Source organism: Mucilaginibacter rivuli (assembly GCF_019391655.1).
Classification (GTDB): domain Bacteria; phylum Bacteroidota; class Bacteroidia; order Sphingobacteriales; family Sphingobacteriaceae; genus Mucilaginibacter; species Mucilaginibacter rivuli.
Genome location: NZ_JAHXPQ010000007.1, coordinates 1 through 15,560 on the forward strand (window position 1 = coordinate 1; position 15,560 = coordinate 15,560).

The following is a 15,560-nucleotide window of genomic DNA, read 5'->3' on the forward strand; positions in this document are numbered from 1 at the left end:
AGGAACGACGTGGCAATCACTGAGACGGGTCATAAATAGAATATCGCCGCCCTGTCGCTTCTATACATATCTCAGTGATTGCTTCGTTCCTCGCAATGACATGTTAGAGAAAGGCTCAAAAGTGCATTTCAACTTTACAACATTAATACGTAAACTCGCTTAATAAAAATCAATACCAAAATGGAACCCATAACAGTACAAGCTACCATTAACGCGCCTATAGAAGTTGTATGGCAAATGTGGACCTTACCCGAACATATCACCCAATGGTGCTTCGCATCCGACGACTGGTATTGCCCCGCCGCCACCAATGACCCACGCACAGGTGGCCAGTTCAGCAGCACCATGGCCGCTAAGGATGGTAGCTTCAGCTTTGATTTTGGCGGTGTTTATGATGAAGTGATAACCAACCAACTGATAAAATACACCTTAGACGATGGCCGTAAAGTAAGCATCACCTTCAGCTCAGACGATGACGACCAAACCACCGTAACCGAAACCTTCGACCCGGAAACCCAAAACCCCATCGAAATGCAACGCGGCGGCTGGCAGGCTATTATGGATAATTTTAAGAAGCATGTGGAGGGGAATTGATTAGATGAAAGTAATTCGCAACGTATGGGCCAGAATTTTTATAAGCTTGTTTTATGGCGGGTTTATGAATGAACTTGTTTTTGTTTTAAGTGGAGATCCATCGAGAGGTCGATCAAAAGATGAACCGAATCTTACGATTTTGTACGCGTTGATAGCTTTTGCTTTGTTGTCTTGGTTAAATAAAAAGTATAACAAAGACGATAAAATGAAAAAAGATGAATTTGAAAAATGGAAAAGCGAGGTGTCTTCTAAACAGATATAGGTACCACGTCATTGCGAGGCACGAAGCAACCTCTGCGCGACAGGCATGGAATTGTTAGGTCTCAGAATGGCATTATCGACTTGCATGTGTAGAGATTGCTTCGCTACCGCTCGCAAAGACGTGGCAGTGAGTTATTCGGTTAACACCGTAAACTTAAAATCTAAAGGCTCAAACTTCTCCACCAAGTCATCTATCAACCCCGCTCCATACGCCACATAAAATAGCGCGATATTCTCACTGCGTTCCTGCAGGCCACCGTTGGGGAAGAGGGTATCCTTCACACGGTCAATGTGCGAAAGGTTGTTGTCGTGCTTTCGTTTTTCGGCTTTGAGCATCTTGCGCTCCAGGTTGCCTATGGCATGTTTAAGTCTCGCCTGTATAGCTTCGGTTGATGCGGTAAGTGTGGGGTCTATCTTTTTGGCGCGGTGTTTCAGTCCGTCGAAAATGGCTTGTAGCTCTGCCCATTCCTTAGTAATGTTGAGGTCGGCCTTACTGTTTAGTTTTACCCACTCCGTTTTTAATACGTCCACAGGCTTGAACAGGTCGCTGATCTCGAATCCGGTTTTGCTCCATTTTTCGGCAGAGCGTTTATCAACGATCAAACCCGAGTTACGTAAAATGAGTATTGGGAAATCAACGGCGTAATAATCAAAATTAGCTTTCAGCTGGAACCAATAAGCCAACTCACCGCCGCCGCCAATATAGGCAAGATTAGGCAAAATGGTTTCCTGGTAAAGCGGGCGCATCACCACATTCGGACTAAACCTTTCGGGATGTTCCTGTATCTCGGTGCGCAGTTCGGCTTCGGTGAATTTGATGTCGGTACCTAATACTTCGTAGACGTCATGCTCAAAAACAATACGTTCGCGCAGGCCGTCGGCTAAATAAAAAAAGTTGATCTCGCGAGGGTTAACCTGTATATGGGTACCCAATTTTTGCAGGGCGGCGTTGCTTTTTGATATATTGGCAAAACTATGTTGACCGATAATATCATGCTCCATTACATCAGCAAACTGCTGTTTCAGGGCCACGTCATCCGCATCAATAATGATCAAACCGTATTTACTGAACAGCACATTTACTAAATAACGTGTGGCATCTGCCAGTTTATCAAATTTGGAGTAAGCGGTTTCTACCATTTCAGCCAGTTCGGGCGCATGTCCCGCAAGGCCCAAAACACCTTTGTACTGGTTTAAAGCTTCGCGAATAGTTTTGGTAGATAGTCTGCCGGTAGCACCCTTAGCATCTAAATTCCACTCAATTTTTTTATTGCCTGCACTGGTATGGTTTATCTCGGCAAAATCATGGTCCTCACTGGCCATCCAGTAAACAGGCACAAAATCCTTATCGGGATGAGCGGCTTTTAATTGTTGTGCTAACTTAATAGCCGTAACTATCTTATAAATAAAGTAAAGCGGACCGGTAAATATATTAAGCTGGTGCCCCGTGGTAATGGTGTAGGTATTCTCGTTACGTAATAGCGCTATGTTATCTAAAACCGCCTCATCAATAGGGAAACCGGCATCGGCAATGCTGCTGTACTGCTGTTGCAGCGCGTAAGCCAATACCAAACGGCCGGGTAGGGGGGCTTTGTTTTTTATCTGCTCGGCAAAGCCGGCCAAGTCGGGGCGGTTATTGTAAAAGGGTTGTAGCTGAGGATCGTTATCCAGGTATTGTAAAATGGTTTTGGTAAAAAAACCGGTATCCGAATAATTAATACAGTGGGCGTCCATTGGCTCAAATGTAAAAGCAATAAATTAAATACCCGCCTGCGGCAAATTATTTTACAATTTGTCCATAAAGGTCAAAGTCTTCGGCATTGTCAATTTTAACGTTTACAAAAGTACCAACGGTAGCGTATTGCGTAGTAGCATCAATCAAAACCTCGTTATCAACTTCCGGCGAATCAAATTGCGTGCGGCCAATAAAATGATCACCCTCTTTTTTATCGATGAGTACTTTATAGGTATTCCCAATTTTCTCCTGGTTCTTATCGAACGAGATACCTTGCTGTACTTCCATTACGGCATCAACGCGGTCGGCTTTTACCTGCTCCGGCACATCGTCTATCAGGCTGTGCGCATGTGTTTTTTCTTCGTGCGAGTAGGTAAAGCAACCCAAACGGTCGAATTTGGTATCTTCCACCCATTGCAGCATTTCGCCAAAGTCCTGCTCAGTTTCTCCCGGGTAACCGGTGATGAGCGTAGTACGCAAAGCCATATTAGGCACTTTATCGCGTATGGCGTTCACCAAATCGATGGTTTTTTGTTTAGTAATACCACGGCGCATCGATTTCAGCATATTATCGCTGATGTGCTGCAAAGGCATATCCAAATACTTGCAAATGTTGTCGCGCTCGTTCATTACATCCAAAATCTCCATCGGGAAACCGGAAGGGTAGGCGTACTGCAAACGGATCCACTCGATGCCGTTCACATCGCTTAAGCGGCGCAATAATTCATCTAAATTACGTTTCCCGTAAAGGTCAAGGCCGTAATAGGTCAGATCTTGTGCAATCAATATCAGTTCTTTAGTGCCATTTTTAGCAAGACTTTCTGCGTTCTTCACCAATTGGTCCATTGGTGTTGATGCATGTTTGCCACGCATCAGCGGAATAGCGCAAAACGAGCAGGGGCGGTTACAGCCCTCGGCAATTTTAAAGTAAGCAAAGTGCGATGGAGTAGTAAGTAAACGTTCGCCTATCAACTCGTGCTTATAATTAGCACCTACGCTGTGCAGCAGATGTTGCAGATCGTTGGTGCCAAAGTAGTTATCAACGTTGGTGATTTCGGCTTCCAGCTCAGGTTTGTAACGTTCGGATAAGCAACCGGTAACAATTACCTTGCCTACCTTGCCCTGTTCTTTCAGCTCGCTGTATTGTAATATGGTATCGATAGATTCCTGCTTGGCGTTGTCAATGAAGCCACAGGTGTTTATCACGATGATATCATCGCTGCGTAATTGCTGGTCCTCATGCACCACGTTAAAGGCGTTGCCTTTTAACTGGCCCATCAATACTTCAGAATCGTATGTATTTTTAGAGCAACCCAAGGTAACCACGTTTACACGGGGTTTTGCGGTTATGATCGGCTTACTGATATTCTTCGTCTTCATTTATACCTTATTCTCCATCACGTCATTGCGAGGAACGAAGCAATCCTAAATTATGCATTAGCGCCAATGCCTATCGAGGATTGCTTCGTGCCTCGCAATGACGCTTTAATATATACTATTGTTTGAATAATGAGTCAACAAACGCCCTGCGATCAAACAATTGTAAATCATTCACCCCTTCACCCACACCAATATATTTTACCGGTATTTTAAACTGGTCGGATATGCCTATTACTACGCCACCTTTGGCAGTACCATCTAATTTAGTTAGCGCCAAAGCGTTCACATCGGTAGCCTGGGTAAACTGTTTGCATTGCTCAATGGCATTCTGTCCGGTTGATGCATCCAGTACCAATAAAATCTCGTGCGGTGCATCCGGTACTACCTTTTGCATTACGTTTTTGATCTTGGTAAGCTCGTTCATCAAACCAACTTTATTATGTAAACGGCCGGCGGTATCAATGATCACCACATCTTCGCCATTTGCCACAGCTGATTTCAACGTATCAAATGCTACCGAAGCCGGGTCGCTGCCCATGGCTTGTGCCACTACGCGTACACCAATTCGCTCGCCCCAAAGTTGGATCTGGTCAACCGCCGCAGCCCTAAACGTATCAGCAGCACCAATAACTACTTTATGACCGGTAGCTTTAAGTTTAGCGGCCAATTTGCCAATGGTGGTAGTTTTACCCACACCGTTTACGCCAACCACCATAATTACGTAAGGTTTATGGTCGCCGTATTCAAAATTCCTGAAATCGTTACTGTTATTTTCGGCGAGCAGTTCCTGTATCTCTTCGCGCAGTATGTTGTTCAGTTCCGATGTGCCGAGGTATTTATCGCGGGCAACGCGCTCTTGCACACGCTCTACAATTTTAAGGGTAGTGGCAACGCCCACGTCGGATGTAACGAGTACTTCTTCCAGGTCATCAAGCACCTCATCGTCAACGGTTGATTTACCTGCAACGGCCTTGGTGATCTTCGAAAAAAAGTTCTCCTTGGTTTTTTCCAAACCGGTATCAAGCGCCTCCTGCTCTTGCGGGGTGCTTTCCTTTTTCTTAAAAAAATCAAATAATCCCATTCGGAAATTGCATTAACAAAAAAAGCCCTTCCGCGAGATCGGGAACGGCTTTCGTATATTTTAGAATAAATTATTATCCTTTAGTGCCTTCAGCAATAGCATCTTTCACTAAATCGTTGTGCACGATGATCTCTTTGAATGAGTAAGCACCTGTTTTTGGCGATTTAGCCATGGTGATCACTTTTGAGTATTCTTTACCTTTACCTGTATTCAGGGTTGCAACTACTTTCTTTGCCATGTTTTTGTGTTGTTATTTGGTTATTTAGTTATTGGTTATTAAGTTAAACTAAAACTAACTCAGTAACCTAACAACTTAGTAACTAATTACTTAATCTCTTTATGTACAGTAACTTTACGTAAAACCGGGTTGAATTTTTTCAACTCTAAACGCTCGGTAGTGTTTTTCTTGTTCTTGGTAGTGATGTAACGAGACATGCCCGGCATACCGCTGGTTTTATGCTCTGTACACTCTAATATTACCTGAACTCTGTTGCCTTTTTTTGCCATTGCTTTATCTGTTTAGCGGATATCTCACGATAACCTTATCCTTTATTATATAGAGCCTGTTTTAACAAATTTGTTGATGCAGGCAGTGATACCGTTTTTGCTGATGGTTTTGATAGCAGCGGCAGAAACTTTCAAAGTGATCCACTTATCTTCTTCCGGTATGTAAAACTTTTTTGTTTGCAGGTTAGGATGAAACCTGCGTTTTGTTTTAACGTTAGAGTTAGAAACATTAAAGCCGTTCATCGAGCTTTTTCCTGTTAAATCACAAATTCTTGACATGACTAAATCAATTTTAATTAAACCCTTTTCCAAAAAGAGTTTGCAAATATCAGGAAATTAAGTTGAAAAGGCAATAGTGTTTTCAAAATATTTTAAAAAAGATAAAACAGCTAATAATAGGTGATTTTACGGGTGATGGTATCTGTACCTGTTACCATCATTATCCAGTTGTTATGCGAATCAAAATTTAAATAATGAAAATTTATAGTGTTTACCAGATGGCCTTTTTTATTTCCAATTTCTGGCTCATAAGTTTCTAAGCTTTTCAAGTGATTATTGTTATCGTACTTATATCTGTAAATCTCGGGGTCTTCCATTTTTCCCCAAACATTTTTATAATTCACTCTTCCTAATGAATCGTATTTGTACTCAATAAAATGATCAAAACGTATCTTGTCAGAAATTGATTCGATAACGCGTTCTTTATTATCAAACTTCCATTTTAAGATGCCGTTACATCCACATGAATCTGGGTAAACCGAATAGTTGGCCTTTAGTAATATCCGTTTTCCGTATTTGTCATATTCCGATTTATAAACAACCTTGCGATATACAGTGTCATGGTAGCTTATGTATTTTGCATTTGCCCTAACCATATTACCCCTCTGGTCAAAATAGATGTGATTAAAGTTATCTGCTTTTGTAGAATCTCCTGATAATACCTCTTTTACTGAACCGTTTAACATTTCTATTTGCTCATCATCTACTCCGCCATCGATCAATATAGTTTTACGCTCATCCTGATGTTTGCACGACGCTACCACCATTACCAAAATCAAAAACTGAACTACTAAAACTACCTTTTTCATAGGAATTGCAATCGATACCATTGTTAAATTGATAAAATTGTACAGATAGACAAACTAATTATAGTGCATTCTTTGTAAATTTACTAATTTAACCGCACCAAATAATACCTGTAAATGAACCTTAAAATATCCTCGTTCGCGGAGTACGAACAAGTGTACAAACAAAGTGTAGAGCAGCCCGAAGAGTTCTGGGCCGCCATAGCCGATAATTTTCAATGGAAAAAAAAGTGGGATAAAGTTTTAGACTGGAACTTTACCGAACCCAACGTTAAATGGTTTGACGGCGCCAAGCTGAACATTACCGAAAACTGCCTTGACCGCCACCTGGATACCCTGGGCGATAAACCCGCCATTATCTGGGAACCTAACGACCCGAATGAAGACCACCGCGTATTATCATACAAACAACTGCATGCCAAAGTATGCCAGTTTGCCAACGTACTTAAAAATAACGGTGTTAAAAAAGGCGACCGCATCTGCATTTACATGCCCATGTTGCCCGAGCTGGCCATTGCACTTTTAGCTTGCGCGAGGGTAGGTGCTATACACTCGGTGGTATTTGGCGGTTTTTCGGCACAATCCATTGCTGATAGGATAAATGATGCTACCTGTTCGCTGGTAATTACTGCCGATGGTGGTTTCCGTGGCGCTAAAGATCTTCCGCTGAAAAGCGTGATAGACGATGCGTTGGTACAGTGCCAGTCGGTTAAGCGTGTAATTGTATTAACCCGCAGCCGCACACCTGTTGCCATGATAAAGGGCCGCGATGTTTGGTGGGAAGACGAGATAAAAAAAGTAGAAACGCAAGGTAATGTAGATTGCCCTGCCGAAGAAATGGATGCCGAGGATATGATGTTCATCCTATATACATCAGGCTCAACCGGTAAACCTAAAGGCGTGGTACATACGTGCGGTGGTTATATGGTTTATGCGGGTTATACGTTTGCGAACGTATTTCAATACAATCCCGGCGAGGTTTATTTCTGTACAGCCGATATCGGGTGGATAACCGGTCACTCTTATATTGTATATGGTCCGCTATCACAAGGCGCAACTTCGTTGATGTTCGAAGGCATCCCGACTTACCCCGACGCGGGCCGTTTTTGGGATGTAGTTGATAAACATAAAGTAAATATATTATATACCGCGCCAACGGCTATCCGTTCGTTAATGAGCTTTGGCGATGAACCGCTAAAAGGGAAAGACCTGAGTTCATTGACTAAATTGGGCTCGGTAGGCGAGCCGATAAACGAAGAAGCCTGGCATTGGTACGATGAAAAAATAGGAAAAAGCAATTGCCCGATAGTAGATACCTGGTGGCAAACCGAAAACGGCGGTATCCTGATATCGCCCATAGCTGGTGTAACGCCTACCAAGCCGGGTTATGCTACCTTACCCTTGCCGGGAGTTCAGCCGGTATTGGTGGATGAGAATGGTAAAGAAATTTTAGGTAACGGCGTAAGCGGTAACCTGTGCATCAAATTCCCGTGGCCGGGCATTATCCGTACCACCTACGGTGACCATGAGCGTTGCCGCCAAACCTACTTTGCCACTTACCCCGGCATGTATTTTACCGGCGACGGCTGCCTGCGCGATGAGGACGGTTATTACCGTATCACAGGACGTGTTGACGATGTGTTGAACGTATCCGGCCACCGCATAGGTACCGCCGAAGTGGAGAACGCCATTAATATGCACGCCACAGTAGTTGAATCGGCCGTAGTTGGTTACCCGCACGATATTAAGGGTCAGGGTGTTTACGCCTTTGTGGTTTGTCCGGCCAAAACCGACAATGAAGACCTTACCCGTAAGGACATCATGATGACCGTACAACGCATCATCGGCGCTATAGCCAAACCCGATAAGATCCAGTTTGTAAGCGGCCTGCCCAAAACCCGTTCCGGTAAAATTATGCGCAGGATATTAAGGAAGATAGCCGAAGGTGAAACATCTAATTTGGGAGATACGTCAACCTTGCTTGATCCGGGTGTTGTAGAGGAGATAAAGGCGGGGGCTCTTTAGTTCATTGGTTTCTTTGTTCATTAGTTAATTGGTGAAAACCATATTTATAATTGGCTGTTGCTTTAACAACAACTAATTATAAATATAATGGATAAGTTAGAATTAAAAGGAAAGTGGAACGAGATAAAGGGAAAAGTTAAACAAGCCTACGGCGACTTAACCGAAGATGACCTTACCCACGAAGAAGGAAAAGATGATGAACTGTTAGGTAAGCTCCAGCAAAAAACCGGCAAAGGCCGCGATGAGTTGGTGAAATGGATAAACAGTTTGTAAAGATAGTATTTGAATAATATGAAAGCGCCCTGATGAGTTGGGGCGCTTTTTTGTTTGTAATAATGATCACTTTCCTACCTTTGCCTCAATGAAAACCAAACCCACCATTCTTGTTGTAAACGATGACGGCATTACCGCGCCGGGTATTAAAGCCCTGATGGATGCCATGCGCGATATTGGCCATGTTGTAGTGGTTGCACCTGATAGCCCGCAAAGCGGCATGGGGCATGCCATAACCATCGGCAAACCGCTGCGTTTAGATAAGGTGGATATTTATCCTGGTGTTGAAATGTACCGTTGCTCGGGTACCCCGGTTGATTGCGTGAAACTGGCTGTAAACATCATCTTTAAAGGTAAAAAACCCGATCTGTGCGTTTCGGGTATCAATCACGGGTTGAATAACTCGATAAATGTGTTATACTCTGGTACCATGTCGGCAGCGGTTGAAGGGGCTATAGAGAGTATTCCTTCTATCGGTTTTTCGTTGGACGATTTTACTTTACAGGCTGATTTTAGCCATTGCGTTAAATACATTAAAGAGTTAGCCCTGCAGGTTTTAACTAATGGCTTACCAACAGCTACGGTACTTAATGTAAACTTTCCGAACACGGCAGATATCAAAGGCATCAAAATATGTCGCCAGGCGAATGCCAAATGGGCCGAGGAGTTTGATGAGCGCCTCGATCCGCACAAGCGTAGCTATTATTGGCTAACGGGCGTATTTCAAAATAATGATAATGGTGAAGATACGGACGTTTGGGCATTGGATAACAACTATGTTTCGGTGGTACCCGTTCAGTTCGATCTGACCGCTCACCATGCTATCCCTGTATTAAACAGCTGGAAGTTTAACGTTTAGCGCCCCGTAGTTTCCTAAAATAGCGGTAAGCGATCAGCGAAAGCGGAATGCCTATTACAGCGATCAATATACCGGCGTTGATGTATGCCTGCGTTACATTGAATCCGTTTTTAGGTTTAGGAACATTGGTAAGTGGTACAACTACCAGGTTCATCACCATCCATATCAGTACGCCATAAAATGTACCGGTAATGTATTTGTTTTGGTTAACCAGGTTTGTGCGGGGATAAATAAAAAAGAAAAAAGCAGTCCAACTACAGGCTATAAAATAATGGAGCAGCACACCCAATACATCAACCAAAGCTCCCCCTGCAAAAGCAGACTTGCCTAAAACCCCTGCAGCAATATATTTAAATACCCTGGTAGGATTTAACCCAAAACTAAGGTAGGCATTAATACAGGCGGCCGTCATATCAAGCGTGCCAACTAATAAACCACTAAGTAAGGTTAGCTTTACAAGGCCCAGTCTTGAGTCTTTATTTGCCATGGTTATTCCTTAATATTCGTCAGGTCCAGGTCAATACCACCCGGATTGCCTGTTAATTTGCAAAGCAGCGGAAACTCCGGGTTGTTAAGTACCCATATTTCAACTTTGCCATTTGCGCTTACAGCATGTACTACGTCGGCTTCCAGGTCGTTTATTTTATAGGGGGCTGTAAGGGGTTTAACGTTAAACGTAGCACCGTTAAATATCATGGTTTGATCCTTAACCAGGCCGGCAAAGGATTTTTTTGATAACACCATTATGGTTTCGTCGTCTTTCAGTTTAGTTATACCGTCGCCCGGTTCTTTTATCCTCATTTTGGTGCCGCTTTCAAAACCGGCGGCGCTTAACTGGTAAGTACCCGTACCTAAACCGGGAATTTGCCAGCCAAGGGTTACCGGGTCTGTTAACGATACGATTGTTAATTTCAATTGTACCGTTTGCCCGATGTTTGTTGCCATAGCGTTATAATTGATAACTGTGTTGGCGCTAATAATGGGCAGATATTTTTGAGCAATAGTTAAATGGCTGGATATTGCCATCAAAATGATCAGGGATATTTTTTTCATGTATCGAAAATATACTTTTCATAAGATAAAAGCAAGATATCAATATTGGCACAATTCATCAAACAAAAAAGCGTTTCGTTCATTTTATACATAAAACCACATTAACATGGCACATCAAAAATATATCAAGGGCAGTAAAAACGATATCCGTTTAGCCGACCATAATGCCTGGGAAACAATGAAGCCGTTTGTGAAATTCGGGGCTGGTGCCATCAGCGTATTGGGGCATACTTTTTTTGGCATTGCTAAAGGTGCTATAAACCTCTTACATGAGCATCATGAAAAGGAAAAGAGCGATAAAATAATTAAATTATAATTTAAAACATAGCGATGGCCTCTATGTCATCGCTATGTTGTTTTATGCCCTATTATTCAATAACTTCGGTACACCAATTATTGAATAATGAAAAGAAATTTACCTGGGCTTATGCTGTGCGTTTTGCTGTTGGCCATGGCGCCATCTGATGCTCCAAAAGAGATTTTATTATGGCCCAAGGGCGCACCGGGCAGCGAAGGTAAAACCGCACCCAAAAAGGTGGTGAAATCGGGCAGTGGCGAGCTTTCTGTTTCAAGCGTAAACTTCCCATCCATAACACCATATATTCCTGCTGCCGATAAAGCAACAGGTGTAGCTATTATTGTTGCACCTGGGGGCGGCCATAAATTGATGGCAATAACCCACGAAGGTTACAATGTTGCCGAATGGTTGCAGGCACACGGCATAGCAGCTTTTGTATTGAAATATCGTTTGGCTAAAGAAGAAGGCTCCACCTACACCGTTGATGGTAGCGCCGTGCCCGATATGCAGCGTGCCATTCGTTTGGTGCGTAGCCGTGCCCAGGAGTGGGGGATAGATACGGCTAAAATTGGTGTAATGGGCTTTTCTGCCGGTGGCGAGTTGGCTGGTTTAACTGCTATGCGCTATGATTATGGTTTGCCTAATGGTACTGATGATATTGATAAACTGAGTTCGCATCCCGCTTTTCAGGCATTGATATACCCCGGTAATTCGAGCCGTTTTGAGGTGACTAAAAACCTGCCGCCGGCATTTATTGCCTGTGGTTATAATGATCGCCCGGATATTGCCGAATATATGCCTCAGCTCTATCTCAAATATAAAGCAGTAAAAGTACCCGCCGAATTGCATATCTATTCGGGTGCCGGCCATGGCTTTGGCATGCGCCCTAAAAACACAGGCGCAATTGCAAAATGGCCCGATGAGCTTTATGCATGGTTGCAGGATAGAAAAATGATCAAATAAAATACGACAAGAAATGTCGGTAGCGATCACCCGGTTTTTTATTTGAAATACCTTTTCTATTTTAGGTGCAATGCCATCTATCAAAAAACTCAGACTTTTTCAGCTTGCCGCAGTTATATTTTTAACCGTATCAGGCGGCCCTTACGGCCTGGAGCCATTATTAACATATGCCGGCCCAAACGGATCATTATTGCTGCTGTTAATTACACCAATATTGTGGGATATCCCTGCTATATTGGCCGTGCTCGAAATGAACAGTATGATGCCGGTTACGGGCGGATACTACCAATGGGTTAAGCGTGCGCTGGGCTTACGTTTCGCGCTATATGAAGGCTGGTGGACGTGGCTATATACCTTTGTTGACCTGGCTATTTACCCCGTACTGTTTGTAGAATATGCTTCTTTCTTATTTCCGGAGATACATCAATACAAAATATACATTTGCCTGTTTATGATATGGGGGTGTGCTATACTTAACATAATCGGTATAGTACCCGTTGGTAAAACCGCGGTGGTGTTGGGCGTTTTGGTGCTTACGCCATTTGTTATATTGTTTGGTATGGCATTTTATCATCATACGGGTACGTATGCCGTTCCTGGTTTCTCGTTAAAGGGGGTAGGCTTTTCGTCAATAGGTATGGGGCTTTATACCGTAATGTGGAATTTTTTAGGTTGGGATAACGCTACCACTTATGCCGAAGAAGTTGAAAATCCTGTTCGAAGTTATTTATATGCTGTTGGCATAGCGTTTATAGCGGTTATGCTGATTTATTCGCTTACCATATTTACGGCCCTCCAATCAGGTATGAAGCTGGAAACCATTGTAGAAGAGAACTTCGCGTCGCTGGGTTCATTTATCGGTGGTAAATGGCTGGGCACCATCATCGCTTTTGGTGGTTTGGCAAGTACATTCGGTATTTATTCATCTGTATTGTTATCCGTATCGCGTGTGCCAAAAGTTATGGCCGACGATGGTTTTATACCACATCATCTTAATAAACTGCATGTTAAGTTTGATACGCCTTATGTATCTATCATCACCTGTTCGGTTGTGGTGAGTATCATGGTGCTGTTCACTTTTGGCGAGCTGATCGTAATGGATGTTACGCTGTATGGCGCGGGTTTATTATTAGAATTTATATCGCTCATTGTATTGAGGATGAAATTTCCTGATGAGCACCGTCCATTTAAAATACCACTGAATGTTTTTGGCTTATGCCTGATGATGTTGCTGCCTTTAAGTGTGTACAGCGTTGCCATGGCTGGGGCTTTCGCATCATCAGAAACGATCTATATACCTTTAATTGGGGTGCTGGTTATTATGGTGCTGGCCGAGGGCTTATGGCAACTTTACCGCTGGCGAAACCGACAGGACAGAATGGTATAATATCAATTCAACATCCTATATTCATTTGGCGATTGCCCAACCCTTTGCTTAAACAGCCTTGTAAAGTGTTGCGGGTATTTAAATCCAAGCCCATAAGCTATTTCACTGAGCGATCTGCTGGTATCAAATATTTGTTCCTTAGCCACATCGATCACTTTAGCCTGGATGTATTCCTGTGCTGATCTTCCTGTTTCTTTTTTGATCAGGTCGCCAAAATAATTGGCCGACAGGTTGAGTTGCTCCGCACAATGGGCTACCGAAGGCAAGCCCACTGTTCTCGGTTTTGCCGAATCAAAATATTCGTTCAGCAAGCTTTCAAACCTTTCTAAAATACCTTTATGTACCGTGTCGCGGGTAATAAATTGTCTGTCGTAAAAGCGCTGGCAATAGTTTAAAAACAATTCGATATTATTTACAATAAGCGTTTTGCTGTGCTTATCGATGGCACGCCCCAGCTCAAAGTTAATATTGGATAAACAGTCGGTAATGATTTTTCGTTCGCCCTCTGAGAGATGCAATGCTTCATGTGCATCGTAGGAGAAGAACGTGTAATCCTGGATATGTTTACCCAGCGTTGTCCCTTTTATCAGGTCGGGATGAAATACCAGCGAGTAGCCTTGTGGCTGAAAATATTCGCCGTTATTCTCAATACCCATTACCTGTCCGGGGCCTATAAATACCAGCGTCCCTTCTTCGTAATCATAATAATTACAACCATAACGCAGGTCGCCGCATTTAATGTCCTTTAAAAACACACAATAAAAGCCATAATTAACTTTCGAATATTGTCTCGGTGCAGCTTTTGCCATATCTACCACGCTAACCAGCGGGTGCAGCGTTTCTGTATTATTATATGCGTTGTACTGGCTAATAGTATCAAACTTTATAATGCTATCCATAACATTTTATTTTTGTGTGAAACAAATTTACAGCTTCATTCCGGGTTTATCCTACCCGGATCACTCCATCAGTAATAATGGTAAGTAATACCGTAATGGGTATAACAATTAGTGCCCAAATAGGTTACACCTTTGTATCATCAAAACATCGCTAATATTAACATCACAATGAAAACAAGAAAATTAGGAAATAACGGACTCGAAGTTTCGGCCATGGGCTTTGGCTGCATGGGGCTTGATTTTGCCTACGGGCAGGCCCCTTCAAAGCAAGATGCCATTGCCATAGTGCGGGCCGCTGTTGAGCAGGGAGTAACATTTTTTGATACAGCCGAAGTTTACGGCCCTTACACCAACGAAGTAATTGTAGGCGAAGCGCTTGCGCCTTTCCGCAACGAGGTGGTAATTGCCACCAAATTTGGTTTTAACATAAATGATGGCAAAATGGTGGGTGTTAACAGCCGGCCCGAACATATTAAGCAAGTGGTAGAGGCATCGCTTAAGCGCCTGAATGTTGAAGTGATAGATTTGCTGTATCAACACCGTGTTGACCCTGCCGTTCCTATTGAGGATGTAGCCGGTGCGGTGAAGGAACTGATAGCCGAGGGAAAGGTAAAATACTTTGGCCTGTCCGAAGCAGGGGTGCAAACTATCCGTAAGGCACATGCGGTGCAGCCGGTTAGCGTATTGCAAAGCGAGTACTCTTTGTGGGAGAGAAGGCTGGAGGCTGAAGTGATACCAGTGCTTGAAGAATTGGGTATTGGCTTAGTGCCATACAGCCCATTAGGCAGAGGTTTCCTTACCGGGAAAATGACGGCCGATACCAAATTTGAAAGTAACGACTTTAGGAACGTATTACCGAGGTTTACTCCTGAAGCCTTGAAAGCAAACCAGATACTGGTTGATTTGCTTACGCAGGTAGCCCAACAAAAAAATGCCACCCCGGCTCAGATTGCGCTGGCATGGCTGCTGACTCAAAAGCCCTGGATTGTGCCTATACCCGGCACTACTAAATTACATCGCCTAAGCGAAAATAATGGTGCTGAAAAAGTTGTGCTAACAGCCGATGACCTGCGCGAAATAGACCGTGCAGCATCTGCCATTGAGGTAGCAGGGGAGCGCTATCCTGAACAGATGCAAAAAATGACAGGGCTGTAATCAGA

The 15,560-nt window shown here is 43.3% G+C and carries 19 protein-coding genes; 9 read left to right on the forward strand and 10 right to left on the reverse strand.

The annotated features are described in order from the left end of the window. The first annotated feature begins 180 nt into the window (after window positions 1-180). Complete coding sequence (locus tag KXQ82_RS15835) at window positions 181-594, forward strand: SRPBCC family protein (RefSeq protein ID WP_219489431.1); 414 nt, start codon at window positions 181-183, stop codon at window positions 592-594. Window positions 595-658: 64 nt separating this feature from the next. Next, on the forward strand, window positions 659-856 hold the full coding sequence (locus KXQ82_RS15840) for a hypothetical protein (RefSeq protein ID WP_219489432.1): 198 nt from the start codon (window positions 659-661) through the stop codon (window positions 854-856). Between the two features lie 131 nt (window positions 857-987). Here the strand turns inward: KXQ82_RS15840 and bshC are convergent, their stop codons facing one another. The 7 genes from bshC to KXQ82_RS15875 all read right to left on the reverse strand — a co-directional run bounded on the left by bshC (window position 988) and on the right by KXQ82_RS15875 (window position 6,646). After that, window positions 988-2,589, reverse strand: a complete 1,602-nt coding sequence (bshC, locus tag KXQ82_RS15845; RefSeq protein ID WP_219489433.1) for a bacillithiol biosynthesis cysteine-adding enzyme BshC — start codon at window positions 2,587-2,589, stop codon at window positions 988-990. 46 nt (window positions 2,590-2,635) lie between these two features. Further along, window positions 2,636-3,970, reverse strand: coding sequence for a 30S ribosomal protein S12 methylthiotransferase RimO (gene rimO / locus KXQ82_RS15850; protein WP_219489434.1), 1,335 nt, complete (start codon window positions 3,968-3,970; stop codon window positions 2,636-2,638). Window positions 3,971-4,085: 115 nt separating this feature from the next. Continuing rightward, the gene (ftsY, locus tag KXQ82_RS15855) at window positions 4,086-5,051 is read right to left on the reverse strand and encodes a signal recognition particle-docking protein FtsY (protein ID WP_219489435.1); all 966 of its coding nucleotides are present in this window, start codon (window positions 5,049-5,051) and stop codon (window positions 4,086-4,088) included. Window positions 5,052-5,124: 73 nt separating this feature from the next. Then, window positions 5,125-5,289, reverse strand: a complete 165-nt coding sequence (locus tag KXQ82_RS15860; protein ID WP_219489436.1) for a DUF4295 domain-containing protein — start codon at window positions 5,287-5,289, stop codon at window positions 5,125-5,127. An 86-nt stretch (window positions 5,290-5,375) separates the two neighbouring features. Continuing rightward, window positions 5,376-5,558, reverse strand: a complete 183-nt coding sequence (gene rpmG / locus KXQ82_RS15865; protein WP_022830075.1) for a 50S ribosomal protein L33 — start codon at window positions 5,556-5,558, stop codon at window positions 5,376-5,378. Window positions 5,559-5,603: 45 nt separating this feature from the next. Then, window positions 5,604-5,837: a 50S ribosomal protein L28 gene (rpmB, locus tag KXQ82_RS15870; RefSeq protein WP_219489437.1), complete on the reverse strand. Its 234-nt coding sequence runs from the start codon at window positions 5,835-5,837 to the stop codon at window positions 5,604-5,606. Window positions 5,838-5,947: 110 nt separating this feature from the next. After that, window positions 5,948-6,646 carry a hypothetical protein gene (locus KXQ82_RS15875; protein ID WP_219489438.1) on the reverse strand — a complete coding sequence of 233 codons (699 nt, stop codon included), beginning with the start codon at window positions 6,644-6,646 and terminating at the stop codon, window positions 5,948-5,950. A gap of 114 nt (window positions 6,647-6,760) precedes the next feature. Between KXQ82_RS15875 and acs the strand changes: the two genes are divergently transcribed. The 3 genes from acs to surE all read left to right on the forward strand — a co-directional run bounded on the left by acs (window position 6,761) and on the right by surE (window position 9,800). Beyond that, window positions 6,761-8,668, forward strand: coding sequence for an acetate--CoA ligase (acs, locus tag KXQ82_RS15880; RefSeq protein WP_219489439.1), 1,908 nt, complete (start codon window positions 6,761-6,763; stop codon window positions 8,666-8,668). Window positions 8,669-8,755: 87 nt separating this feature from the next. Then, entirely contained in the window at window positions 8,756-8,941 is a 186-nt protein-coding gene (locus KXQ82_RS15885; protein WP_219489440.1) for a CsbD family protein, read from the forward strand. Between the two features lie 88 nt (window positions 8,942-9,029). After that, entirely contained in the window at window positions 9,030-9,800 is a 771-nt protein-coding gene (surE, locus tag KXQ82_RS15890; protein ID WP_219489441.1) for a 5'/3'-nucleotidase SurE, read from the forward strand. On the opposite strand, the gene KXQ82_RS15895 is transcribed toward surE, so the two are convergent. Together KXQ82_RS15895 and KXQ82_RS15900 are read right to left on the reverse strand one after the other, a co-directional pair. Next, the gene (locus tag KXQ82_RS15895; RefSeq protein WP_219489442.1) at window positions 9,790-10,287 is read right to left on the reverse strand and encodes a hypothetical protein; all 498 of its coding nucleotides are present in this window, start codon (window positions 10,285-10,287) and stop codon (window positions 9,790-9,792) included. The genes surE and KXQ82_RS15895 overlap by 11 nt on opposite strands. A gap of 2 nt (window positions 10,288-10,289) precedes the next feature. Next, window positions 10,290-10,853, reverse strand: coding sequence for a hypothetical protein (locus KXQ82_RS15900; protein ID WP_219489443.1), 564 nt, complete (start codon window positions 10,851-10,853; stop codon window positions 10,290-10,292). A gap of 106 nt (window positions 10,854-10,959) precedes the next feature. On the opposite strand from KXQ82_RS15900, the gene KXQ82_RS15905 reads away from it, so the two are divergent. The 3 genes from KXQ82_RS15905 (at window position 10,960) to KXQ82_RS15915 (ending at window position 13,501) form a co-directional block, all read left to right on the forward strand. Beyond that, a complete protein-coding gene (locus KXQ82_RS15905; RefSeq protein WP_219489444.1) occupies window positions 10,960-11,169 on the forward strand; it encodes a hypothetical protein in 210 nt (69 codons plus the stop codon). An 87-nt stretch (window positions 11,170-11,256) separates the two neighbouring features. Continuing rightward, the gene (locus tag KXQ82_RS15910) at window positions 11,257-12,114 is read left to right on the forward strand and encodes an alpha/beta hydrolase (RefSeq protein WP_219489445.1); all 858 of its coding nucleotides are present in this window, start codon (window positions 11,257-11,259) and stop codon (window positions 12,112-12,114) included. A 70-nt stretch (window positions 12,115-12,184) separates the two neighbouring features. Continuing rightward, window positions 12,185-13,501, forward strand: coding sequence for an APC family permease (locus tag KXQ82_RS15915; protein WP_219489446.1), 1,317 nt, complete (start codon window positions 12,185-12,187; stop codon window positions 13,499-13,501). 2 nt (window positions 13,502-13,503) lie between these two features. Here KXQ82_RS15915 and KXQ82_RS15920 read toward each other — a convergent pair whose 3' ends face one another. Beyond that, the gene (locus tag KXQ82_RS15920; RefSeq protein ID WP_219489447.1) at window positions 13,504-14,400 is read right to left on the reverse strand and encodes a helix-turn-helix domain-containing protein; all 897 of its coding nucleotides are present in this window, start codon (window positions 14,398-14,400) and stop codon (window positions 13,504-13,506) included. A gap of 168 nt (window positions 14,401-14,568) precedes the next feature. On the opposite strand from KXQ82_RS15920, the gene KXQ82_RS15925 reads away from it, so the two are divergent. Then, window positions 14,569-15,555 carry an aldo/keto reductase gene (locus KXQ82_RS15925; RefSeq protein ID WP_219489448.1) on the forward strand — a complete coding sequence of 329 codons (987 nt, stop codon included), beginning with the start codon at window positions 14,569-14,571 and terminating at the stop codon, window positions 15,553-15,555. Window positions 15,556-15,560 lie beyond the last annotated feature (5 nt).